This window comes from Actinomyces haliotis, from assembly GCF_015355765.1.
GTDB lineage: Bacteria > Actinomycetota > Actinomycetes > Actinomycetales > Actinomycetaceae > Actinomyces > Actinomyces haliotis.
This window is the reverse complement of sequence record NZ_JACWNA010000013.1, coordinates 33,549-57,482: the sequence shown is the minus strand read 5'-3', so window position 1 is coordinate 57,482 and position 23,934 is coordinate 33,549. Positions and strand designations below refer to the sequence as shown.

At 69.3% G+C, this 23,934-nt stretch carries 15 protein-coding genes, 4 tRNA genes and 1 pseudogene; 16 read left to right on the top strand and 4 right to left on the bottom strand.

The features are described from left to right. The first annotated feature begins 75 nt into the window (after nucleotides 1-75). The 5 genes from IXW69_RS07350 to IXW69_RS07330 all read left to right on the top strand — a co-directional run bounded on the left by IXW69_RS07350 (nucleotide 76) and on the right by IXW69_RS07330 (nucleotide 8,170). Complete coding sequence (locus IXW69_RS07350) at nucleotides 76-1,101, top strand: TerC family protein (RefSeq protein WP_194785697.1); 1,026 nt, start codon at nucleotides 76-78, stop codon at nucleotides 1,099-1,101. A 111-nt stretch (nucleotides 1,102-1,212) separates the two neighbouring features. Beyond that, the gene (locus tag IXW69_RS07345) at nucleotides 1,213-2,202 is read left to right on the top strand and encodes a TerC family protein (RefSeq protein ID WP_194785696.1); all 990 of its coding nucleotides are present in this window, start codon (nucleotides 1,213-1,215) and stop codon (nucleotides 2,200-2,202) included. Next, on the top strand, nucleotides 2,199-4,739 hold the full coding sequence (locus tag IXW69_RS07340; protein WP_194785695.1) for an HAD-IC family P-type ATPase: 2,541 nt from the start codon (nucleotides 2,199-2,201) through the stop codon (nucleotides 4,737-4,739). Before IXW69_RS07345 ends, IXW69_RS07340 begins: the two co-directional genes overlap by 4 nt. A gap of 546 nt (nucleotides 4,740-5,285) precedes the next feature. Then, entirely contained in the window at nucleotides 5,286-5,954 is a 669-nt protein-coding gene (locus IXW69_RS07335) for an ABC transporter ATP-binding protein (protein WP_323745227.1), read from the top strand. A 131-nt stretch (nucleotides 5,955-6,085) separates the two neighbouring features. After that, nucleotides 6,086-8,170 (top strand): hypothetical protein, encoded by a 2,085-nt coding sequence (locus IXW69_RS07330; protein WP_194785693.1) that lies wholly within the window; start codon nucleotides 6,086-6,088, stop codon nucleotides 8,168-8,170. 29 nt (nucleotides 8,171-8,199) lie between these two features. Here the strand turns inward: IXW69_RS07330 and IXW69_RS07325 are convergent, their stop codons facing one another. Further along, on the bottom strand, nucleotides 8,200-8,484 hold the full coding sequence (locus tag IXW69_RS07325; RefSeq protein ID WP_194785692.1) for a YciI family protein: 285 nt from the start codon (nucleotides 8,482-8,484) through the stop codon (nucleotides 8,200-8,202). Between the two features lie 105 nt (nucleotides 8,485-8,589). On the opposite strand from IXW69_RS07325, the gene uvrA reads away from it, so the two are divergent. Further along, complete coding sequence (gene uvrA / locus IXW69_RS07320) at nucleotides 8,590-11,448, top strand: excinuclease ABC subunit UvrA (RefSeq protein ID WP_194785691.1); 2,859 nt, start codon at nucleotides 8,590-8,592, stop codon at nucleotides 11,446-11,448. A 686-nt stretch (nucleotides 11,449-12,134) separates the two neighbouring features. Further along, nucleotides 12,135-13,511, top strand: a complete 1,377-nt coding sequence (locus IXW69_RS07315) for a UTP--glucose-1-phosphate uridylyltransferase (protein WP_194785690.1) — start codon at nucleotides 12,135-12,137, stop codon at nucleotides 13,509-13,511. A gap of 61 nt (nucleotides 13,512-13,572) precedes the next feature. On the opposite strand, the gene IXW69_RS07310 is transcribed toward IXW69_RS07315, so the two are convergent. Further along, nucleotides 13,573-13,645, bottom strand: a tRNA-Val gene (locus IXW69_RS07310). 151 nt (nucleotides 13,646-13,796) lie between these two features. Here IXW69_RS07310 and IXW69_RS07305 point away from each other — a divergent pair. The 4 genes from IXW69_RS07305 to IXW69_RS07290 all read left to right on the top strand — a co-directional run bounded on the left by IXW69_RS07305 (nucleotide 13,797) and on the right by IXW69_RS07290 (nucleotide 14,920). Beyond that, nucleotides 13,797-13,869, top strand: a tRNA-Gly gene (locus IXW69_RS07305). Between the two features lie 40 nt (nucleotides 13,870-13,909). After that, a tRNA-Cys gene (locus IXW69_RS07300) sits at nucleotides 13,910-13,980 on the top strand. Nucleotide 13,981: 1 nt separating this feature from the next. Then, nucleotides 13,982-14,056: transfer RNA gene (locus tag IXW69_RS07295), tRNA-Val, on the top strand. 234 nt (nucleotides 14,057-14,290) lie between these two features. After that, nucleotides 14,291-14,920, top strand: coding sequence for an ArsR/SmtB family transcription factor (locus IXW69_RS07290; RefSeq protein ID WP_194785689.1), 630 nt, complete (start codon nucleotides 14,291-14,293; stop codon nucleotides 14,918-14,920). 31 nt (nucleotides 14,921-14,951) lie between these two features. Here IXW69_RS07290 and IXW69_RS07285 read toward each other — a convergent pair whose 3' ends face one another. After that, nucleotides 14,952-15,596, bottom strand: a complete 645-nt coding sequence (locus IXW69_RS07285) for an HAD hydrolase family protein (protein WP_228525027.1) — start codon at nucleotides 15,594-15,596, stop codon at nucleotides 14,952-14,954. Between the two features lie 220 nt (nucleotides 15,597-15,816). On the opposite strand from IXW69_RS07285, the gene uvrC reads away from it, so the two are divergent. The 5 genes and pseudogenes from uvrC to IXW69_RS07265 all read left to right on the top strand — a co-directional run bounded on the left by uvrC (nucleotide 15,817) and on the right by IXW69_RS07265 (nucleotide 22,585). Further along, nucleotides 15,817-18,093 (top strand): excinuclease ABC subunit UvrC, encoded by a 2,277-nt coding sequence (gene uvrC / locus IXW69_RS07280; protein ID WP_194785688.1) that lies wholly within the window; start codon nucleotides 15,817-15,819, stop codon nucleotides 18,091-18,093. A gap of 12 nt (nucleotides 18,094-18,105) precedes the next feature. Continuing rightward, nucleotides 18,106-18,963 (top strand): CAT RNA binding domain-containing protein, encoded by an 858-nt coding sequence (locus tag IXW69_RS12055; RefSeq protein WP_194785687.1) that lies wholly within the window; start codon nucleotides 18,106-18,108, stop codon nucleotides 18,961-18,963. A 186-nt stretch (nucleotides 18,964-19,149) separates the two neighbouring features. Next, nucleotides 19,150-19,347: a PTS transporter subunit EIIB gene (locus tag IXW69_RS11635; protein WP_228525025.1), complete on the top strand. Its 198-nt coding sequence runs from the start codon at nucleotides 19,150-19,152 to the stop codon at nucleotides 19,345-19,347. A gap of 20 nt (nucleotides 19,348-19,367) precedes the next feature. Continuing rightward, nucleotides 19,368-21,104: a glucose PTS transporter subunit IIA gene (locus tag IXW69_RS07270; protein WP_323745226.1), complete on the top strand. Its 1,737-nt coding sequence runs from the start codon at nucleotides 19,368-19,370 to the stop codon at nucleotides 21,102-21,104. Between the two features lie 26 nt (nucleotides 21,105-21,130). Then, nucleotides 21,131-22,585, top strand: a pseudogene (locus IXW69_RS07265) (glycoside hydrolase family 1 protein). 70 nt (nucleotides 22,586-22,655) lie between these two features. Here IXW69_RS07265 and purT read toward each other — a convergent pair. Beyond that, entirely contained in the window at nucleotides 22,656-23,915 is a 1,260-nt protein-coding gene (purT, locus tag IXW69_RS07260; protein ID WP_194785686.1) for a formate-dependent phosphoribosylglycinamide formyltransferase, read from the bottom strand. Nucleotides 23,916-23,934: the final 19 nt, after the last annotated feature.

Here is a 23,934-nt window from a genome sequence, read left to right as displayed (position 1 = left end):
CGGCCCCGTCAGCAGCGGCGCCGGCATGGCGGGAGGAGACCTTCGGTACCCAACCCGTACCGGAGGTGCACCCGCATGGACGTCCACGCCCTCGGATGGATCGCGCTCGCCGCGATCATCCTCGTCATGATCGCCGTCGACGTCGTCGGGCACGTGCGAAGCCCGCACGAGCCCACGATCCGCGAGGCCGCATGGTGGTCGCTCGCCTACGTCGCCATCGCCGTCGTCTTCGGGGGCGTCGTCTGGGCCCTCTGGGGAGCCGAGTACGGGCAGGAGTACTTCGCGGGCTATGTCACCGAGAAGGCCCTCAGCGTCGACAACCTCTTCCTCTTCGTCATCATGATCGCCGGCTTCAAGGTGCCCCGGCGGTACCAGCAGGAGGTCCTCCTCGCGGGCATCGTCACCGCCCTCGTCCTGCGGCTCGTCTTCATCCTCCTCGGTGCCGCCCTCATCGAGAGCTTCTCCTGGATCTTCTACGTCTTCGGGGCGTGGCTGCTGTGGACCGCGATCTCCCAGGCGCGCGAGGGCGTCGAGACTCCGGAGGAGCACGACGGCGAGGAGTACCGGCCCTCGCGCCTCGTCCGTCTCGTCTCCCGCGTCGTCCCCGTCACCGACGGCTTCGTCGGCGGCAAGGTCATCCACCGCGCGCACGGCCGCACCATGATCACGCCCATGCTCCTGTGCATGGTGGCGATCGGGACGGCCGACGTCATGTTCGCCGTCGACTCCATCCCCGCGATCTACTCGCTCACGGAGGAGGCGTACCTCGTCTTCGCGGCCAACGCCTTCTCCCTGCTCGGCCTGCGACAGCTCTACTTCCTCATCGACGGGCTCCTCGACCGACTCGTCTACCTCCACTACGGCCTCGCGGCGATCCTCGGCTTCATCGGGCTCAAGCTCGTCAACCACGCCCTGCACACCAACGAGGTGCCCCTCATCAACGGCGGCGAGCACTGGGACGTCATCCCGGAGCCGTCGATCGCCGTCTCGCTCGGCTTCATCGTCGTCACGATCGTCCTCACCGTCGTCGCGTCGCTGCTCTCCTCCCGGCCAGTCCCCACCCGACGCGAGGCCGGCGCGGAGTCGGAGCCCACGGGCTGAGCGGCCTCGCGCCCGGACACAAGCGCACCGCGCGCACCCGCCACCACTGACCCGTCCCACCCTGGAGCAACCTGACGCCACCGGCGCCCCGCCTCCGTCAGGAGCACACGCATGATCGTCCACCCCGTCGCCTGGGCCGCCCTCGGCGTCATCGTCGTCGGGCTGCTCGCCGTCGACTTCCTCGGCCACGCCCGAAACCCGCACCCGCCCACCATGCGCGAGGCGACGACGTGGACCCTCGGCTACATGGCGTTGGCAGCCGTGTACGGCGCGGTCATCTGGGCGGTCTACGGCGCCGTACCCGGTCAGGAGTTCTTCGCGGGCTGGCTCACCGAGTGGTCGCTCAGCGTCGACAACCTCTTCGTCTTCATCCTCATCATGGGGGCGTTCCACGTGCCGAGGCAGTACCAGCAGAAGGCGCTGCTCCTGGGCATCGTCATCGCCCTCGTGCTCCGTCTCGTCTTCATCCTGCTCGGCGCCGCCCTCATCGAGCGCTTCAGCTGGATCTTCTACCTCTTCGGCGCGTTCCTCCTCTACACGGCGGTCAAGCAGGTCACCGATGCCCTCGGCGACGACGGCGAGCCGGACGACGGCATGGAGTACGTGGACAACGGCGTCACCCGCCTCATCCGCAAGGTCGTGCCCGTCTCCGACGGCTTCGTCGGCAACCGCCTCATCCACCGCCACGCGGGCCGGACCCGCATCACGCCCCTCTTCATCTGCGTCATCGCGCTCGGCACCGCGGACCTCATGTTCGCCTTCGACTCCATCCCGGCGATCTTCGGGCTGACCCAGGAGCCCTTCCTCGTCTTCAGCGCGACGGCCTTCTCACTGCTGGGGCTGCGGCAGCTGTTCTTCCTCATCGACGGCCTCCTCGAGCGCCTCGTCTACCTGCCCTACGGCCTGGCCGTCATCCTCGGCTTCATCGGCTTCAAGCTCATCAACCACGCCCTCCATGAGAACAGCTTCTCGTGGCTCAACGGCGGCGAGCCGATCCTGGCCGTCCCGGAGCCGTCGACGACGGTCTCGCTCGGGGTCATCATCGTGACGCTCGTGCTCGTCGCCGTGACGAGCGGTATCCACACGAGGAGGAGCGAGTGACGCGGGGACTCGCAGAGACAGGCCTGAGCAGCGCGGAGGTCGCGCAGCGCGTCCGGGACGGGCGCACCAACGAGTTGCGCACCCGCACCTCGCGCTCCGCCGGGCAGATCCTGCGCGCCAACGTCTTCACGATCTTCAACGCGATCATCACGACGGCCCTCGTCCTCACCCTCGTCTTCGGCCACTGGGCCGACGCGCTCTTCGGCTTCGTCCTCGTCCTCAACACGGCCACCGGCACCCTGGCGGAGATCCGCGCCAAGCGGGCCCTGGACAGGCTCTCGGTGCTCGACGCACCGGTCGCCCACGTCGTCCGCGACGGGCACGAGTCCGACGTCGAGGTCGGCGCCATCGTCCTCGACGACGTGCTGCGCCTGCGCGCCGGCGAGCAGGTGCCAGCGGACGCCGAGGTGCTCCAGGTCGACGGCCTCGAGGTCGACGAGTCCATCCTCACCGGCGAGTCCGACGCTGTGCGCCCCGAGGTCGGCGACACCGTCATGTCGGGCACGACCGTCACCTCCGGCAGCGCCGTCGTGCGCACGACAGCCGTCGGTGCCGACGCCTACGCCAACCGCCTCGCCACCGAGGCGCGCCGCTACTCGGTCGTCCGCTCCGAGCTGCAGGAGGGCACCAACCGGATCCTCACCTGGATCTCCTGGGTCATCGTGCCCGTCGGGCTGCTCGTCCTGTGGTCCCAGATGCGTCTCGACGGCTCCGTCTCTCAGTCACTCTCCTCAGGCCAGTGGCGGGTCGCCCTCGTCGCAGCGGTGGCGAGCGTCGTCGGCATGGTGCCGCAAGGCCTCGTCCTGCTCACGAGCGTCAACTTCGCGACCGCCTCCCTCAAGCTCGCCCGGCAGGACGTCCTCGTCCAGGAGCTGCCTGCCGTTGAGGTGCTCGCCCGCGTCGACACGCTCTGCCTGGACAAGACCGGCACGCTCACCACCGGACGCATCACCCTGCGCGAGGTACTCGGCGCCGACGGCGAGCCCGTCGCACCTGGGCCTGACGGGGATACGGGGGAGGGGCTGCCCGCCGGAGACCTGCGCGATCCGCTGCTCGCCCTCACCGGCGGCAGCGAGCCCAACGCCACCGCCGAGGCGGTCCTCACCGCGCTCACGGACACCGAGGTCACCGGGTCCACCGAGCTGCACCTCCTCCCCGGGGTCTCCGGCATCCTGCCTCGCACGCACTCGGCCGTCGCCTTCTCCTCGCGCCGCAAGTGGTCCGGGACGGTCCTCGACGGCGAGGCCTGGGTCATGGGCGCCCCCGAGATCGTCCTCGACGCCGCCGACGGCGCCACCGCGCTCCTCGAGCGGGCCCGGGAGCTGTCCGAGGACGGTGTCCGCGTCGTCGCCCTCGCCCACGGCGGCAGCTCCTTCGGCACCGCTCCTGACGGCGACGCGGTGCTTCCCGACGGGCTCACGGCCGCCGGCCTCGTCGAGCTCACGGAGGAGGTCCGCTCCGACGCGGCCCAGACCCTCGGGTACTTCCGCGAGCAGGGCGTCACCGTCAAGGTCATCTCCGGGGACAACCCGGTCACCGTCGCCGCTGTCGCGCGCCGCGCGGGAGTCCAGGGACCCGACGGCGCCGCACCCGTGGCGCTGGACGCCCGGGAGCTGCCCACCGAGGTCTCCGACCCCGAGGACCTCGAGCGCCTCGCCGCCGCCCTCGACGACGCCCAGGTGCTCGGCCGTGTCACCCCCGAGCAGAAGAAGGCCGTCGTCCAGGCCCTCCACCACCGGTCCCGCACCGTCGCTATGACCGGCGACGGCGTCAACGACTCCCTCGCCCTCAAGGAGGCGGACCTCGGCATCGCCATGGGCAACGGCGCTCCCGCCACGAAGGCGGTCGCCCGCATGGTGCTCCTGTCCGGCGAGTTCTCCGCCCTGCCCGGCGTCGTCGCTGAGGGACGACGCGTCATGGCGAACACCGAGCGGATCGCGAGCCTCTTCCTCGCCAAGACGGTCTACGCGAGCCTCATCGCCGTCGTCGTCGCGATCACCGCCATCAGCTACCCGTTCCAGCCCCGGCAGCTCACCATCGTCTCCTCGCTGACGATCGGCATCCCCGCCTTCGTGCTCGCGCTCGCCCCGAACTCGCAGCGATACCGCGCCGGCTTCCTCCCGCGCGTCCTCGGGCTCGCCGTGCCGGCCGGCCTCGTCGCCGGGACCACGACCCTCATGACGCGCCAGTGGCTCGAGATGACGGGAGCCGCGAGCGAGCAGGTGACGACGGGAGCGACGCTCGTTCTCGTCATCGCCGGACTGTGGCTCCTCACCCTGACGGCCAAGCCGCTGCTCGGCTGGCGCCTGGGCCTCATCCTCCTCATGGCAGGTGCCGCCGTCCTCGGCGTCCTCATCCCCGTCGTCCGCGAGTTCTTCCTGCTCGCGTGGCCGACGTGGCGGACCTGGACAGCGGTCGCCGTCGGGGGAGGAGCCGCCGTCGCCGGGATCCAGGCCCTCGCCGTCGCCCGCTGGGTACTGCGGCTCCAGGACCGGGTCGGGGAGCACGAGGAGCGCAGGGCTACGCGAGAGGGCTGAGATCCCCTGAGCGTCACTGACCGCCGTCCATGCCATGACGATCCGACCTCGCGTGCTCGGAGGTGGGCCCAACTCTTGTACCCCCCCAATTCGTTCTATGATTTTCGTGTCCACACGTTCGATCCTCTCTACGACGATGGAGTCCTAGATGAAGCATCGTCGATCCCTCATCAGTATTCTTCTCCTCTCGACGCTGACAGTCGCACCACCTGCGATGGCACACGTTGCGCAGACGAGTGACGGAGCTGCGTATGTTTGGAACCAGGGTCTTGACCTCAATGTCAAGGACATGAAGGCGGACGCTCATTCCGTGTACGGGAACGCGAACAACACGGCACACCGGCTGGATAACAACAGCGGTAGCGGAACAACCGTCAAGGCGCACTATTCCTTCACGGTTACGAGCCTCCGAGCCTGTGTCAACCGCCAGCGCCAACCTGACCTGTGCAGCGCATGGCGCTGAACTCGATTGGCCGCCTTCGATCGCTGGCTGGTCACCGGGGCCGGCGGGCTGGACGGAGAGCACCTCAACGTCCGGCGGACCAGGTGCTCTCCGTCTCCAACCTCTCGGTGAGGTTCGGAGATCGCACGGTCCTGAACAAGATTGACCTCTCGATCCGACCTGGAGAGACCGTTGCGATCACGGGTACCTCCGGGGTGGGTAAGTCGACACTTCTGTCTGCTGTTCTTGGATTGATTCGGCCATTCGAGGGCGAGGTCTTTGTGTGTGGCCACCGTGTGCCATGTGGCGCCACCGATCTTGGTGCCCGACTTCGGCGGGAGTACATGGGTGTGGTCTTTCAGGATGGATACCTTGTCGATGAGCTGACTCCGCTGGAGAACGTCATGCTTCCCGCTCTGATCGAGGGGCACTCCACAGCGGAGGCGAGGCGCTTGGCCACGGAGGCCCTCAGCCAGCTGGGTGTCCAGACCGCCAATCGCCCCACCGAGTCGTTCTCAGGCGGGGAGCGTCAACGCATCGCAATTGCTCGTGCGTGTGTCAATGAACCATCTCTCCTTCTGGCAGATGAACCGACGGGATCTCTCGATCCGTCCTCTCGGGATCTCGTGCTACGCGACCTCGCGGCTCTCGTAGCCTCGACGCGATGCGCCCTTCTCATCGTGACACATGATCCTGAGGTTTCAGCCACGGCTGACCGAGTCATGGTCCTGCGCGACGGCTGCCTCGTTCCGGAGACGGTGGATCGCCGGTGAGAAGGTCGTGGCATCTCATACGGGGTCTGGTCCGGACGGGGCAGGCACTGGCTCGTTGCTCGTCCTTGCCTGTCCGAGTGGCACGATCCGCGTGCCTGGCCCTGGCAACATGCCTCCTCAGCTGCGCCTTCGTGTCATTAGCGATCGTGTGGGGTGCGTACGACCTCCACCAGGATCGTGCTGCTGCTCTGGTACCGAGGATCTGTGACCGCCCTGACGCCACGGCACTCTATGAGTTCGGTGGTCTTGACCAGGTGGGCTTCAGGCCAGTGACCGTCATCGTGATTGCGCCCCTGAGTGAGGACGCACCACTTCCGCCTGGGCTGAGCGCGTGGCCTGGCCCCGGCGAGGCAGCGGTTTCGCCGGCACTCGGCACGGATCTCACGGGTGACCTTGCGGGCAGGTATGGCCACGTCACGTCACGTATTTCTCTCGAGGGGCTGGAGACGCCCCAAGAACGACGCGTGTACATGCGGCCCTTGGACTCCAGCCTGCGTCCGTCAGACATGGAGCCCATCTGTGGCTTCGGGACGGACGCCAGAGGCACACCGTACGCGGGTGAAGGTAGCCTCTACGCCGCTCATCCGGGGGATGTCAGCCTCCTCCTCGTTCTGTCACTGATCGTTCCGGCGGTCGGAGCTGTCGTCATCGCGGCACGGCTGAAGGATGAGGAGAGCCAGAGGCGTTCGGCTGCACTCATCAGCATGGGTATGAGGCGACGCGATCTCGCCATCGTGGATCTTGTGGGCGCTGCGCCAGCCCTGGCAGCCGGTCACGCCATGACCTGCGCGCTCATCGGCATTGCCCTGACCACGGACATCCACGTCGCCTGGCTCGACAGCAGCTTCCCCGCGGCAGACACGCGAAAGGTCGTCGGCCCGATGGCCATGGCGCTCATCGCGGGGATGCTCCTCAGCGTGCTGATCGTGATGGTTGCTGGGGGACACTATCGACGACCGCTCCTGCGATCACGGAGCGAGCGCATGCCGACGCGGCTGTCTCCGCTGGTCCTCCTGCTCACCGGCATCCTGCTCGCTGTCTGGTTTCCGTTGTGGAACCCCATGAGTCCCAACAAGCTGATCGTCTACTTCGCAGGCGTGCTGCTCGTCATCATCGGACTGCCGGGAGTGATCGACGCCGCCTGTCGAGGCGTGGGGATGGTTGTGGCGCGTGCCGGACTTCGATGGTCCCGCCCGTCGCTCCTTCTGGCTGGGAGACAAGTCGGACGACTCTCTCGAACGAGCCGTCACCTTGCCGTCGGCATCGGCCTCGCCGTGATCATGGGTGGCCAGATCCAGCTGTGGGTGGGTGCACTCGCACCTCAATACCTCCGGGCGGAAGAACAGATCTCTGACTGGGGGCAGAGCATCGCCATGGTGAGTGGGGAACCGGACGACGTCCTCTCCGTGATCAGACCACGACTGGCCGGAAGTGGTACGGATCTCGTGCAGGTGATGGTTGAGGAGACCACGACGGAGGGTGGCGTTCGCGACGTCGTAACCGTTGCGGCGTCGTGTGCCGTCCTCACCGACTGGAACCAGCGCTGTGAGCCCCACGAGGTCGGTGGCCAAGACGATCCGTTGCCCCCGTATGTCCTGGCTCAGGTTCCTGAGCTCACGGCGTTCGACGATGTCCGCGTCGTCGTGGCCACGGACTCGGCTATGACTGCCTCAACCGGCGTGCTCTCAAACACGGTCTATCTCGTGTCCTCCAAGGGCAACAACCTCGATCTGGCCTCGTGGTCCCGGACCCTCAACCGGCTGTTGCCGGGAGCACAGATAAGCTCTGTCACGGATCAGTGGATGGTGGCCGGAACCGTGACACGACTCCAGTCACGGTGGACCATCGTCTTCGGTGCCGTGGGGATCGGCACGGTCTGCCTCGTCCTCGGGTGCGCGCTCGTGCTCGCCAACGCGCACACAGCAGAGCTGTTTGCCCGGCTGTCCGTGGTCGCGGGCGCAGGGCGGACCGCGTCGCGAGCAGCGGCGTGGCGCACGGCACTGGTCACGGTCCTGACAGGGGGAGTGTCCACCGTTCTCTACGCCGTGCTTCCGCTTGGCATGGCCCAGGCGACGGACGACAGCTTCGACCTCCTGTGGCGTCCGAGCCCGGCCTACTCGATCATGTGCCTGGCGTTGACAGGAACCACGGCGATCATCGTCGCCATCATGGCTGGCACCGCCGCGCGTGCGGCTCAGCGGCGATGGCAGCCGTGACCGGGTACGCGTCGAGGGCGGAGCCGGCCTCAGTGGAGGATGCCGATGACCGGGTCGTACTCGTGCGGGATCCGCTCGGCGATGAAGCCGTTCTTGTGGAAGGGGTCGTCGTCGAGCAGGGCCAGGGCGCCCTCGGCGTCCTCGGCACGGACGATGATGAGCGCGTCGTGCGTGCCCACGTAGGGACCGGCCGCCAGCAGACGGTCCTCCTTCGCGAGCTCGCCGTTGAAGGCGCGGTGGGAGGGGCGGACGACGGCCATCTCGTCGTCCTTGTCCGTGACGTAGTGGTACTCGACTGCGAAGATCTTGCTCATGGGAGCAGCCTATCGGCGTCGGCCCGCGCACGTGGCGAATCACTCGCCCGCCACCGTCGAACACCTGTATGAGCGGGACGAGGGGCCCACCTAGACTCACGCGTTGTGAATGACTCCCTCATCATCCGCGGCGCCCGCGAGCACAACCTCAAGGGCGTCAGCCTCGACCTGCCGCGCGACGAGATGATCGTCTTCACGGGCCTGTCCGGCTCCGGCAAGTCCTCCCTCGCCTTCGACACGATCTTCGCCGAGGGCCAGCGCCGCTATGTCGAGTCCCTGTCCTCCTACGCCCGCCAGTTCCTCGGCCAGATGGACAAGCCGGACGTCGACTTCATCGAGGGCCTGTCCCCGGCCGTCTCCATCGACCAGAAGTCCACCTCGCGCAACCCCCGCTCCACCGTCGGCACGGTCACCGAGGTCTACGACTACCTGCGCCTCCTCTACGCGCGCGCCGGCGTCCAGCACTGCCCCGTGTGCGACGCCGTCATCTCCTCTCAGACCCCGCAGCAGATCGTCGACCAGGTCCGCACCATGGAGGAGGGCACCCGCTTCCAGGTGCTCGCTCCCGTCGTCCGCGGTCGCAAGGGCGAGTACACCGAGCTCTTCGAGGAGCTCCAGGGCCGCGGCTTCTCCCGCGTCCGCGTCGACGGCGAGACCCACCGTCTCGGCGAGGTGCCCGCCCTCAACAAGAAGCTCAAGCACGACATCGAGGTCGTCGTCGACCGCCTCGTCGTCCGCGACAACGTCCGCCAGAGGCTCACCGACTCCGTCGAGACCGCCCTCGGGCTCGCGGACGGCCTCGTCATCATCGACAAGGTCGACCTCGACGCGGACGACCCGGAGCGCGAGCAGCGCTTCTCCGAGAAGCGAGCCTGCCCCAACGAGCACCCGCTCCAGCTCGACGAGATCGAGCCCCGCACCTTCTCCTTCAACGCCCCCTACGGCGCCTGCCCCGTCTGCACCGGCATCGGCACCCGGCTCGAGGTGGACCCCGAGCTCGTCGTCCCCGACGAGGAGCTCACCCTCGCCGAGGGCGCCATCGCCCCGTGGACCGGCCACCAGAAGCACTTCACCCGCACCCTCAAGGCGCTCGGCGAGGAGCTCGCCTTCGACGTCAACACCCCGTGGCGAGCCCTGCCAGAGCGCGCCAAGGAGGCGATCCTGCGCGGCAAGGACTACGAGGTCAAGGTCAAGTACCGCAACCGCTGGGGGCGCGAGCGCGTCTACTCGACCGGCTTCGAGGGCGTCCTCGACTACGTCATGCGCAAGCACGACGAGACCGAGTCCGAGCTCTCGCGCGAGCGCTACGAGGGCTACATGCGTGAGGTCCCGTGCCCGGCCTGCCACGGCACCCGTCTCAAGCCTGAGGTCCTCGCCGTGCGCGTCGGCGATCTGTCCATCGCCGAGCTCTCCGACCTGCCCATCAACGAGTCGCGCGACTTCCTGCGGGACCTCGAGCTCACCGGCCAGGCCGAGCGGATCGCCGGCAGCGTCCTCACCGAGATCAACGCGCGGCTCGGCTTCCTCGTCGACGTCGGCCTCGACTACCTCAGCCTGTCTCGCGGCGCCGCCACGCTCTCCGGCGGCGAGGCGCAGCGCATCCGGCTCGCCACGCAGATCGGCTCCGGACTGGTCGGCGTTCTCTACGTCCTCGACGAGCCGAGCATCGGCCTGCACCAGCGGGACAACACCCGCCTCATCGAGACCCTCGAGAAGCTCCGCGACCTCGGCAACACCCTCATCGTCGTCGAGCACGACGAGGACACGATCCGCTCGGCGGACTACATCGTCGACATCGGTCCGGGCGCGGGGGAGAAGGGCGGCGAGGTCGTCTACGCCGGCGACGTCGCCGGCCTCCTCACCGCCGAGGGCTCCTGCACGGGGGACTACCTCGCCGGGCGCCGTGAGATCACCGTGCCGGCGACACGCCGCAAGCGCGAGAAGGGCCGCGAGCTCACCGTCGTCGGCGCGCGCGAGAACAACCTCAAGGACGTCACGGTCACCTTCCCGCTCGGCGTCCTCACGGCCGTCACCGGCGTGTCCGGCTCGGGCAAGTCCTCCCTCGTCAACGCGATCCTGTACCAGGTCCTCGCGAACCGCCTCAACCGCGCCCGCGGAGTCCCGGGACGCCACAAGACCGTCAAGGGGCTCGAGAACCTCGACAAGGTCGTCCACGTCGACCAGTCGCCCATCGGCAGGACCCCGCGGTCCAACCCCGCCACCTACACGGGCGTGTGGGACCACGTGCGCAAGATCTTCGCCTCCGTCCCGGAGTCGAAGGTCCGCGGATACGGCCCCGGCCGCTTCTCCTTCAACGTCAAGGGCGGGCGCTGCGAGGCGTGCAAGGGCGACGGCACCCTCAAGATCGAGATGAACTTCCTCCCGGACGTCTACGTCCCCTGCGAGGTCTGCGAGGGCGCGCGGTACAACCGCGAGACCCTCGAGATCCGCTACAAGGACAAGACGGTCGCGGACGTCCTCGACATGACGATCAACGAGGCCGCGGACTTCTTCGCCGCCACGCCGATCATCGCCCGCCACCTCAACACGCTCGTGGAGGTGGGGCTCGGCTACGTCCGCCTCGGGCAGTCGGCGACGACGCTCTCCGGTGGTGAGGCGCAGCGCGTCAAGCTCGCCACCGAGCTCCAGCGCCGCTCGACGGGCCGGACGATCTACGTCCTCGACGAGCCGACGACGGGGCTGCACTTCGAGGACATCCGCAAGCTCCTCGAGGTCCTCCAGGGACTCGTCGACAAGGGCAACTCGGTCGTCGTCATCGAGCACAACCTCGACGTCATCGCCAACGCCGACTACGTCATCGACATGGGGCCCGAGGGCGGCAAGGGCGGCGGCACCGTGGTCGCCACGGGAACGCCCGAGCAGATCGCGGCCGTTCCCGAGTCGTACACCGGTCAGTTCCTGGCGCCGGTCCTCGAGCGGGCCAGGGAGCACGCCGGCCGCTGAGGCGGATCTTCACGCGGAACCGCCCGGGGGTGGGATGAGGGGCATCCCGCCCCCGGGCGGTCCACTCCGACCGTGCCGGCGCGCGGTCTGCGGGCACGGACGGCACCTCAGCGGCTCGGCGGCCGGAAGCGCTCGCCCCACTGGCCGCTGCCGTCGCTCGGCGGTCGCCATGCCGGTGCCATCAGACGAGGTGCTCAGTGCTGACGGCGCCTCCGCGAGCGGGAGGGCCCGGGACGCCGCCGGGCGCGTCCTCACCGGGGCCACGGCGGGCGGACGGCCGGTCGGGCTCGACCCGGCAGTCCCACCAGCGTCCGCGAGTCGAGAACGGTCTGCCGCGGACGTGCGAGCGACGGCCGACGTGGAGTAGTCGGGACCGCCCGGTGCGTGGGGCAGCGCGACACGGCGCGCGACCCAGTCGATCTTCTGGTCGATGACGGCAAGACGACGCACGACCTCGTCGAGGTCGGCGGCGGTGGGAGGCACGGGGTTCGGGGGCATCGGGGGCTCCTTGGACATGGGGGGCGTCCTTGCCGGGAGGCTACGGGCGACCGGTGCGAGCCGACAGGGGGAGACCGCCCCGTGCGGAGACGGGCGCCACCACGCCACCTTGGGGAGCCCAGGCGCCGAGCCGCGTCGGCCCAGCCGGCAGACAGCCCACGCACAGCGCGAGCACGTAACCTGAGCCCATGAGCGAGAACGGACTCACTGCCGCCCAGACCAAGATGCGCGACGCCGGCGTCGCCGAGCAGGCCATCGACGTCTTCAGCCACTACTACAAGGCTCTCGAGGAGGGCGCCACCGGCCTCATCCCCGAGGACACGATCGATCCCCTCACCGAGGTCGACTCCATCGACGACGTCGAGATCAGCGAGGAGCAGGCACGCGAGGCCCTCTCCAGGACGGTGCTCATCAAGCTCAACGGTGGCCTCGGCACCTCGATGGGCATGGACAAGGCGAAGTCCCTCCTGCCGGTGCGCGACGGCAAGTCCTTCCTCGACCTCCTCGTCGACCAGGTCATGGCCGCCCGCAAGCGCTACGACGTCGAGCTGCCGCTCATCTTCATGAACTCGTTCCGCACCCGTGAGGACACCCTCGCCGCCCTCGCCGAGCACCCGGGCATCGAGGTGGACGGGCTCCCGCTCGACTTCCTCCAGAACCGCGAGCCCAAGCTCCGTGCCGACGACCTCACCCCCGTCACCTGGGACGCCGATCCCTCGCTCGAGTGGTGCCCGCCCGGCCACGGCGACATCTACACGGCGCTCGTCGCCTCCGGCGTGCTCGACGCCCTCATCGAGCGTGGCTTCCGTTACGCGATGACCTCCAACTCCGACAACCTCGGCGCCGCACCGTCGGCTCGCCTGGCCGGCTGGTTCGCCGCCTCCGGGGCCCCGTACGCGCCCGAGCTCTGCCGCCGCACCCCGGCGGACGTCAAGGGCGGCCACCTCGCGGTGCGCAAGTCCGACGGCCGCATCATCCTGCGGGACACCGCCCAGACCCCCGTCGACGAGATGCACTACTTCACCGACCAGTTCCGCCACCCGTTCTTCCACACGAACAACCTCTGGTTCGACCTCGTGGTCCTGCGGGACACCCTCATCGAGCGCAAGGGCATCCTCGGTCTGCCCCTCATCAAGAACTCCAAGACCGTGGACCCGGGCGACTCCTCGTCGACGCCGGTCCTCCAGCTCGAGACCGCGATGGGGGCAGCCGTCGAGGCCTTCGAGGGCGCCACCGCCGTCGAGGTGCCGCGCAGCCGCTTCCTGCCGGTCAAGACGACGAACGACCTCCTGCTCCTGCGCTCGGACACCTATGAGGTGGACGAGGACGGCCTGCTCCAGATGGTCCCGGACAAGGCCTGCACGGTGAGCCTCGATCCGGACCACTACAAGAAGATCAATGACTTCGAGGCGCGGTTCCCCAAGGGAGCTCCGTCGCTCAAGGACGCGACGAGCCTCACCGTCGAGGGCGAGTGGACCTTCGGGGCCGACGTCGTCGCCGCCGGTGACGCGACCGTGTCCGCCGATGGTGCTCCCGGCGTCATCGAAGACGGCACGCGAGTATGACGCGCCCTCGCTGAGCACGCGGAAGGCCCGGACCTCGCGGTCCGGGCCTTCCTGCAACCGGTGGGCGATACTGGAATCGAACCAGTGACCTCCTCGGTGTGAACGAGGCGCTCTAACCCCTGAGCCAATCGCCCGGTGCGGGGGACAGGCTATCCAGGGGCGTCGGTCTCCGGCAAATGACGACCCGGTGAGGTGGATCACCGGGAGGCGATTTGCGGCGCCGGGTGACACGGGTGTTATTGTTTCCCAGCACCGAGCGGTTCGCTTGAACCACTTGGAACGCATGCGGATGTGGCTCAGTTGGTAGAGCATCACCTTGCCAAGGTGAGGGTCGCGGGTTCGAGTCCCGTCATCCGCTCCGAGGGGCCGGGGCCTCCCAGCTTCCCGGCCGTCTCACTGGTGGGTTGGCCGAGAGGTTAGGCACCGGCCTGCAAAGCCGTTTACACCGGTTCGAATCCGGTACCCACCTCGGGCGATTGGCGCAGCGGGAGCGCGCTTCCCTGACACGGAAGAGGTCACTGGTTCGATCCCAGTATCGCCCACCACCTCGAAGGGCCCGGTTCTACGGAACCGGGCCCTTCGTGCTACGCGGGTGGGAATGAATGACTCGATCTCACCACTGCGTCGGCAGACCGGGACCCCGCGGCCGGGGCGGCGACGTCCCTTCCTGACACCTCGGCCAGCCGGGGGGCACGTCCACGAACCAGCAAGAGAGAGCGCGCAAGACGGGCTGCGCATGACGTGTTGGGTCATCGGGCTCGGCTCCGTACACTCCTGCCATGGCTCGAAAGGTTGCTGATCCCGCCGTCATGCGCGCTGTCGCGCACCCGCTCCGACTCCAGATCCTCGACGAGATGTGGGACGCGAACCGTCCGCTCCGCGCAGCCGACCTCGCGGAGATCCTGGGCGAGCCCGCCAACTCGATCAGCTACCACGTGCGCAAGCTCCGTGACGCCGGCTACGTCATCGACGTCGAGGGACCGGAGGGCTCAACGGCGCGGGACCACTGGTACGCCGCACCTCAGAGGGGGATCCGCACCGAGGGAGAGACGGGCTCCCCCGCCGAGGCCGCGGGTGCCGCGCAACGCACTCGTTACGCCCAGCTCGCGGAGACCGTGTCCGCGGCTCAGCACGCGGAGCTCGGTCCCCAGCTCCACATCGACGGCGCGCTCTGGCTTCCCGAGGACGTGGCCGAGGACTTCGTCAAGCGGTTCGCGGACCTGGCCACGCAGATGCGCACGGCGTCCTTCGACGCGTTGGAGACCGCTGAGGACGGCACGCCCTTCACGCGGTACGCCTTCCTCGCGGACCTCGTCCCCGGAAGCCGGCACGGCGAGCGCATCGAGCGGCCCGTCGAGGAGGTGCCCGGGATGGACCCGGAGCGCCTCGAGGACGAGGAGGGGTCCTGAGCGACCCGGGAGGCCACCCGATCCCCATCCGTCACGGACGGGCCGGGGCGGCCTGGTCCGCGAACCAGTGCTCGAGGACCGCGAGCACGCCGTCCTCAGCGTTGTCCGGTGCGACGGCGTCGGCGGCAGCGAGGGCCAGCTCGGACGACCCGGCCATGGCGACGCCCGTCCCGGCTGCCTCCAGCATCTCGACGTCGTTCGCCGAGTCGCCGAACGCGGCCACCTGCTCCCAGGCGAGACCCGAGTGCTCGAGGAGCACGCCGAGCCCGAAGACCTTGTGGCGTCCCGGCATGATGACGTCCACGCAGTCGTGTCCCGATGCGACCGGCACCATCACTCCCTCCAGCGCGCTCACGAGCTCCTCGACGAGAGCCGGGTCGACGCCCTCGCGCTGGACGATCGAGCCCTTGTCGATCCGCCTCACCGTGAGGTCCGAGGCGGTCCCGACGGTCTCGTACTTCGGGAGGTAGAAGGCGAGGCAGTCGCGTATGTCGGCCGGCTGAGTGGCGAGGATGAAGGCGCCGTCCTCCTCGCCCTCGAAGAAGCCGAGCAGCTGCGCCTCCTGGTTGCCGGAGGCGACGACGAAGCGCACACCGTCCTCGCGCATCCGCCGACGGAGCATCGCGAGGCGCGGTCGGTCGAAGGTGCTGTCCGGCCGGAGGAAGGTGCCGTCCATGTCGACCGCGACCAGCGCGAGGCGCTCCGGCCGAGGGAGGCAGAGCGCACGGGGCAGCGCTGCCGGGCGATGCAGGGCCGAGGGACTGGAGCCGGTTGGGGGAGCGGCAGTGATGCCCCCCACGCTATCCGACCAGCCGGTCAAGGGACGGCCGTTCGCCGAGCGCGCCCCGCCCGCGCCCGTGGCGGTGGCACCCCGCCGAGAGCCCTAGGCTCGCACCATGGCCGACCCGTCCACCTACCGCCCCGCGCCGGGGGAGATCCCCACGTCGCCCGGCGTCTACCGCTTCATCGACGCCGAGGGCCGCGTCATCTACGTCGGCAAGGCCAAGAACCTGCGCCAGCGACTGGCCAACTACTTCCAGGACCTGGCCGCCCTCCACCCGCGCACCCAGAAGATGGTGACCACCGCGTGCGCCGTCGAGTGGACGGTCGTCGCCACCGAGGTCGAGTCCCTCGCGCTCGAGTACTCCTGGATCAAGGAGTTCAACCCGCGCTTCAACGTCATGTACAAGGACGACAAGTCCTACCCGTACCTGGCGGTCACGATGAACGAGACCTACCCGCGCGCCCAGGTGGTGCGCGGGGCGCGGCGCCCCGGCGTGCGCTACTTCGGGCCATACGTCCAGGTCTGGTCCATCCGCGACACCCTCGACCAGCTCCTGCGCGTCTTCCCCGTCCGCTCCTGCTCCTCGGGCGTCTTCAAGCGGGCACACGCCTCCGGCCGCCCCTGCCTGCTCGGCTACATTGACAAGTGCTCCGCCCCCTGCGTCGGCCGCATCAGCCCCCAGGACCACAAGGTCCTCGCCGAGGACCTGTGCGCCTTCCTCGCCGGTCGCACCGGCCCCTACCTCCGCGAGGTCGAGTCCGAGATGAGGGCTGCTGCCGCGGCCCTCGACTTCGAGAAGGCAGCACGCCTGCGCGACGACGCCGCGGCCCTCAAGAAGGTCATCGAGCAGAACGCCGTCGTGCTCGACGACGCCACCGACGCCGACGTCTTCGCCCTCGCGCGCGACGAGCTCACCGCCGCCGTCCAGGTCTTCCACGTCCGCGGCGGGCGCGTGCGCGGCCAGCGCGGCTGGGTCATCGACACCCCCGAGGACGCTACCGACGCCGACCTCGTCGAGCGCCTCCTCCAGCAGGCCTACGCCGACCTGCTCGACCCCTCCGGCGAGGAGTCCGCCCGCGACACGGGCGCCGGAAGGGCACCGGCCGCCGTCGGAGCCCCGGAGCGCTCCGGCCCCACCACGTCGCTCGGCGTCGGCGGGCGCGCCCCCTCCTCGCCGCTCGCCCGGACCTCCGGACAGACGGGCGCCGACCGCCGCCACCGGGCGGACTACTCCAGCGGAGCGACGAGCGTCGACGACGTCGCGCACACCGCCACCACCGCCGTGCCGCGCGAGATCCTCGTGCCCGTCATGCCCGACGACGCCCCAGCCGTCTCGTCCTGGCTCACCGGACTGCGCGGCGCCAAGGTCGATCTGCGCGTCCCCCTGCGCGGTGACAAGGCCGCGCTCATGGCGACCGTCCGGAAGAACGCCGAGGAGGCTCTGCGCCTCCACAAGACTCGCCGCGCTGGCGACCTCACCCAGCGGTCCCAGGCGCTCGACGAGCTGGCGGAGGCGCTCGAGCTCCCCGAGGCGCCCCTGCGCGTCGAGTGCTACGACATCTCGCACACCCAGGGCACCTACCAGGTCGGCTCCATGGTCGTCTTCGAGGACGGCGCCCCTAAGAAGGCCGACTACCGTCACTTCATCGTCCGCGGCGAGAACGGCGACGGAGCGACAGACGACACGGCCGCCATGCACGAGGTCCTCACCCGCCGCTTCAAGCGGCTCCTCGCCGAGCAGGGCGCCCAGGCCGGCGAGGCCGGGCGGGAGGCGGCCGAGGCGATCCTCGCCGGCGAGGTCCCGTCCGAGGCGCCGGTCGACGACGACGGCGTGCCCCTCGTCTCGGGCCCCGTCGACCCGACGACCGGCCGCGCCAAGCGCTTCTCGTACGCGCCGAGCCTCGTCGTCGTCGACGGCGGCCTGCCCCAGGTCAACGCCGCCCGCGCCGTCCTCGACGAGCTCGGTGTCGACGTCCCGCTCGTCGGCCTCGCCAAGCGCCTCGAGGAGGTCTGGGTACCGGGCGACGAGTTCCCCGTCGTCCTCCCGCGCACCTCACCGGCTCTCTACCTGCTCCAGCACCTGCGCGACGAGTCTCACCGCTTCGCCATCACCCACCACCGCAAGAAGCGCTCCCAGGGCATGACCCGATCCGTCCTCGACGAGATCCCGGGGCTCGGCCCGGCCCGCCAGGCCGCCCTCCTCAAGGAGCTCGGCTCCGTCAAGAGGATCCGTGCCGCGAGCGTCGAGGAGGTCGCCGCCGTCAAGGGAATTGGTCCCGCGCTCGCCGGGACGATCCATGAGCACCTCAACGCGCAGCCTGCACCGGCCGAGCGGGGCATCGCCCCAGGAGGTGAATCCGAAGCAGAGACACCCGCTCCCACTGCCTGACCCAATGCCGCCGTGCAGGTAATCCGCGTCTTCAACAACAACGTCGTGCTCGCGCGCGACGAGCTCGGGCGCGAGGCCGTCCTGACAGGTCGGGGCGTGGGGTTCCAGAGGGAGCCCGGGCACACGGTGGACGAGTCGCTGGTGGAGCGTCGCTACGTCCCCTCGCAGTCGGCGGAGTCCGTCGGCGAGGTGATTGCCGGTATCCCGCTTGAGCGCATCGGCCTCATCGAGCGGATCTTCCGCGCGGCCCTCCGCGACCTGGGCACGAGCGTGCCCTCGTCCTCCGTGGTCGCGGTGGTTGACCACGTCATCCAGGTGATCGAGCGCGCACGCCAGGGTCTGGAGATGGACTATCCCTTGCGCGCCGAGGTGGCACACCTCCACCCCGAGGAGCTCCGTCTCGCCGAGCGGATGATCGACGAGCTCAACGCCGCCGGCGCCGCGGGCGCGGGCATCCGTCTCCCGCGAGGCGAGGCCTCCGCGCTCGCGCTCCACCTCTTCACGGCCGCGGTCGGCGCACGATCGACGCATGAGGCCGTCGAGCAGTCGCGGGTCCTGGGCCAGGTCATGGCCGTCGTGGGGGAGTCCTGCGGGCCAGGCTTCAACCCGGACTCGATCGACGCGGCCCGGTTCGCCACGCACCTGCGGTACTTCCTCGTCCGCGCGCGCCAGGGCGTCCAGGTCTCCGACGGCACGGCGGCGGTCGTCGCCGGTCCCGTCGCCGCCACTTTCCCCGCGGCGGCGACGACGGCGCGCCGGATCGGTGAGCTCCTGGCTCTTCGCCTCGGACTCACGGTCTCCGACGACGAGCTCGCGTACCTCACTATCCACACGGCGCGCCTCCAGGCCGCGTCAGCTGCGGGTAGGTGACGCAACACACAGAGTGTCGGAGCCCGGATCGTCTGGGATCTCGCTAGCCCTCTGGTCCAGAGGGATCCTCTCCGGGGCTCCCCAGGATTGTGACCCGCGAGGGGCAAGACCAGAGCCGCAGCATCGCGCTGCCCGCTCGGGTCTTTTTTCGTCTCCGGGCACCCCACGCGGATCGAGGAGGATCCCATGGCAAAGACCGACTACGCGGCGCTCGCGCCGGACCTGCTGGAGAAGGTGGGTGGCCAGGACAACGTGAGGTCCCTGTCCCGCTGCGCCACGCGGCTGCGCTTCGCGCTCAAGGACGAGTCCAAGGCGCGCACCGACGCGATCAAGGCCACGAGCGGCGTCGTCACCGTCGTCCAGTCCGGCGGCCAGTCCAGGTAGTCATCGGCAACGACGTGCCGGTGGCTTACGACGAGATCATGAAGCTCCTGCCGGGCCTCGGGCGGGACGACGACTCCGGCGACGGAGTCAAGCGCAACCCGCTCGACGCCTTCATCGCTCTCATCTCCTCCATCTCCTCGCCCCTCCTGTGGACCCTGGCGGGGACGGGCCTGCTCAAGGCGTTCCTCGCCATGTTCGTCACCTTCGGCTGGATGAGCGCGACCTCTGACGCGTACATCGTCCTGTACGCGGCCGCCGACGCCTTCATGAACGTCCTGCCTCTCGCGCTCGCCGTCACCGCGGCGCGTCACTTCAAGGCCAACCAGTTCACCGCGCTGGCGATCGCGGGCGCTCTCGTCTACCCGACGATCATCGCGATGAACGACGGTGGCTCCCACAGCTTCCTCGGCATCCCGCTCGTCATCATGAGCTACACGAGCTCAGTTCTTCCGATCGCCGTCGCCGTCTGGGTGCAGAGCCACGTCGAGCGCTTCTGCACCCGAATCCTTCCGAGCGCCTTCCGCAACTTCATGACCCCGCTCATCACGGTCCTCATCATGGTCCCGCTCACGCTCCTCACCATCGGTCCGGCCACGACGATCGTCGCCAACGGGATCGCCAACGGCGTCCACTGGCTCTTCACGACCATGCCGTGGCTCGGTGGCGTCGTCATCGGCGGTTTCTGGCAGGTCTTCGTGATGTTCGGCCTGCACTGGGGCCTCGTGCCGATCATGACCCAGGAGATCACCACCAACGGCTACTCCCTCATCTACGGCCCCATCGCGGCCGCCGTCCTCGCCCAGGCAGCAGCCACGCTCGCCGTCATGATCCGGACCAAGGACTCCAAGACGAAGGAGCTCGCCGGCCCGGCCGCGCTGTCAGGCTTCCTCGCGGGCATCACGGAGCCCGCGATCTACGGCATCAACCTCCCGCGCAAGCTTCCCTTCTACTTCGGCATCGTCGGCGGTGCCATCGGCAGCTGCATGGGAGCGATCGCCGGCGGCCGCGTCGACCAGGCCGGGGTCTTCCCCTCCCTCATCGGTCTACCCGCCTACCTCGCCACCCCGCACTTCGCCCTGTGGTTCGCGGGCGTCGTCATCGCGTGCGTCGTGTCCTTCGTCCTGACCTTCCTGTTCGGCGTCAAGGACGACGAGATCGCTGCCGTGCCACCCGCCGCCGCCGTGCCCGCCGAGACCATTGCTGAGGCCGAGGGCATCCCGGTCAGCGCCGTCGACGGCGACTCCACCGCGCCCGCACGCCCTGCGGCTCGCGGAGACGTGAGCGACAAGCTCCCCGTCGCGGACATCGTCATCGGCGCGCCGGTCTCGGGCCACGTCATCCCGCTGTCCCAGGTGCCCGACCCGGTCTTCTCCACCGGCGTCATGGGCCGCGGCGTGGGCATCAACCCGGCGGACGGCCGGATCGTCGCACCCATCGGCGGTGAGGTCGTCGTCGCCACCGACACCGGCCACGCCTTCGGCATCCGCTCCGACGACGGCGCCGAGATCCTCGTCCACGTCGGCATTGACACCGTCAACATGAAGGGAGACGGATTCGACGTCGCGGTTGAGAAGGGGCAGCACGTGAGCGCGGGCGACCTGCTCGTGACCGCGGACCTTGGCAGGATAGCCGCGGCGGGCTACTCGCCCGTGACCGCGCTCCTCGTCACCAACACGGCCGGGTACGAGGCCGTGACACCCACGAGCGAGGGAAGTGGCGTCACCGCCGGCGACTCCGCCCTCATCGTCTCGAAGTAACCCCGTCGCAGAGAGGACACAGCACCATGACAGACACGCAGCGCACCGAGGAGCGGACCAGCGCCTTCACCCCGAGCTTCCCCGAGGACTTTCTTTGGGGCGGCGCCACCGCCGCCAACCAGCTCGAGGGGGCCTACGACGAGGGAGGAAAGGGGCTGTCCGTCCAGGACGTCACCCCACACGGCATCATCGAGCCTCCCACCGCGGGCCCCACTGAGGACAACCTCAAGCTCGTCGGCATCGACTTCTACCACCGCTACGCCGAGGACATCGCCCTCTTCGCGGAGATGGGCTTCAAGACCTTCCGGTTCTCCATCGCCTGGTCGCGGATCTTCCCCAACGGGGACGAGTCCGAGCCGAACGAGGAGGGCCTGGCCTACTACGACCGCGTTCTCGACGAGCTCGAGAAGCACGGCATCGAGCCGCTTGTCACCATCAGTCACTACGAGACCCCCCTCCACCTCGCCCGCACGTACAACGGCTGGACGAACCGCGCGCTCATCGGCTTCTACGAGCGCTACGCCCGCACCCTCTTCGAGAGGTAGGGCGAGCGCGTGAGGTACTGGCTCACCTTCAACGAGATCAACTCCCTGGCCTTCCACCCCTTCACCTCCGGCGGCATCGCGACACCGAAGGACGAGCTCACCGACCAGGACCTCTACCAGGCGATGCACCACGAGCTCGTTGCCTCGGCCCTTGCGACGAGGGCCGCCCACCAGGTGGACCCGGGTCTCAAGGTGGGCTGCATGCTCATCGCGGCACCCTTCTACCCTCTGACGCCCGACCCGCGCGACGTGTGGGCCGCCAAGCAGTCCGAGCGCGAGAACTACGCCTTCGGCGACGTCCACGTCCGCGGCGAGTACCCCGGCTACTTTCTGCGCAAGCTTCGCGAGACCGGTGTCCAGCTTGACGTCACGGACGAGGACCGGGCGCTCCTGAAGGAGAACACCGTCGACTTCGTGTCCTTCAGCTACTACATGTCGATGGCCGCCACCGGCACCCAGCACGTGGAGCCCGGCCCGGGCAACCTCATGGGCGGTGTCCCGAACCCGACCCTGGAGTCCTCGGAGTGGGGCTGGCAGATTGACCCGCTGGGTCTGCGGATCATCATCAACGACTACTGGGACCGCTGGCAGAAGCCGCTCTTCATCGTCGAGAACGGCCTCGGTGCCAAGGATGTCCTCGTTGACGGTGGCCCCGACGGGAGGACCGTCGAGGACGACTACCGGATCTCCTACATGAACGACCACCTCGTGGCGGTCTCTGAGGCGATCGAGGACGGGGCGCAGGTGCTCGGCTACACGAGCTGGGGCTGCATCGACGAGGTCTCGGCCTCGACGGCGCAGATGTCGAAGCGCTACGGGTTCATCTACGTGGACCGGAACGACGACGGCACCGGCACCCTGGCCCGCTACCGCAAGAAGTCCTTCGGCTGGTACCGCGACGTCATCGCCTCCAACGGGGCGACCCTGACCCGCTGACTGGTTGTCGGCACGGATCAGGCCGGGGCTCGCCTCGCGCGGCTCCGGCCCGCTGTCTGTCGCGCAGTCGTCAGGCGGTGACGACGCGCACCGCTCCAGCGGCCGCCCGTGCCCGCTCACGCGCCGTCTCGACGTCGTCCGCGGCAGCGACGGCCACGCCCATGCGCCGGCCCTCGTGCGCCACCGGCTTGCCGAAGATCCTTACGTCCGAGCCGGGCACGGCGAGCGCCTCGGCAACGCCCTCGTAGACGACGCCCTCGCCCCCAGCGGACTCCACGTGCGCCTTGATCACCGCGGACGCGCCGGGGCTCCGCAGGGACGTGTCCACCGGCAGCCCGAGGAGCGCCCGGGCGTGCAGCTCGAACTCGGACAGCCGCTGGCTCGCGAGCGTGACGAGCCCGGTGTCGTGCGGGCGGGGTGAGACCTCGGAGAAGAGGACCTCGCCCCCGACGATGAAGAGCTCGACACCGAAGACGCCCCAGCCACCCAGGGCCGCCGTCACCGCGCCCGCGACCTCACGTGCCCGCTCCAGGGCAGCCGGCGGCAGTGCCTGGGGCTGCCAGGACTCGACGTAGTCACCGTCGACCTGCTGGTGACCGATCGGCTCGCAGAAGCTCGTCACCGTCTCCCCGGTCTCGGGGTCGCGCGAGCGGATCGTGAGAAGCGTGATCTCCGTGTCGAAGTCGACGAAGCCCTCGACGATGACACGACCCCGGTCCACACGACCGTCCTCGGCGGCGTAGGACCAGGCCCGTTCGACGTCGTCGAGGGAGCGCACCACCGACTGGCCGTGCCCCGAGGAGGACATGACGGGCTTGACCACGCAGGGCACGCCCACCTGCTCGACGCCGGCACGCAGGTCCTCGAGGCTCGAGGCGAAGACGTAGGGGCTCGTCGGCACACCGACCTCCTCGGCGGCGAGTCGGCGGATGCCCTCACGGTCCATGGTGAGGCGGGCGGCCCGTGCGGTCGGGACGCAGCGCACCGCACCCGCCTCCTCGAGCGCGACGAGCGCGTCGGTGGCCAGCGCCTCGATCTCCGGCACGACGATGCTCGCGCCGGTGGAGCGGATCGCGGCGGTGAGCGCCACGGGGTCGGACATGTCGACCGTGAGGGCGTTGTGAGCGACCTGCTGGGCGGGAGCGCCGTCGTAGCGGTCGATGGCGGTCACCTCGACGCCGAGGCGCATGAGGGCGATCGCGACCTCCTTGCCGATCTCGCCCGAGCCCAGGAGGGCGACCCGCGTGGCCGACGTGGTCCAGGGCGTGCCGGGAGACACAACGGTGGCGGGGGAGGAGGGAACGGGGGCGGAGTGCGTCTCGGTGCTCACGGCACCAGGCTAGCGACGA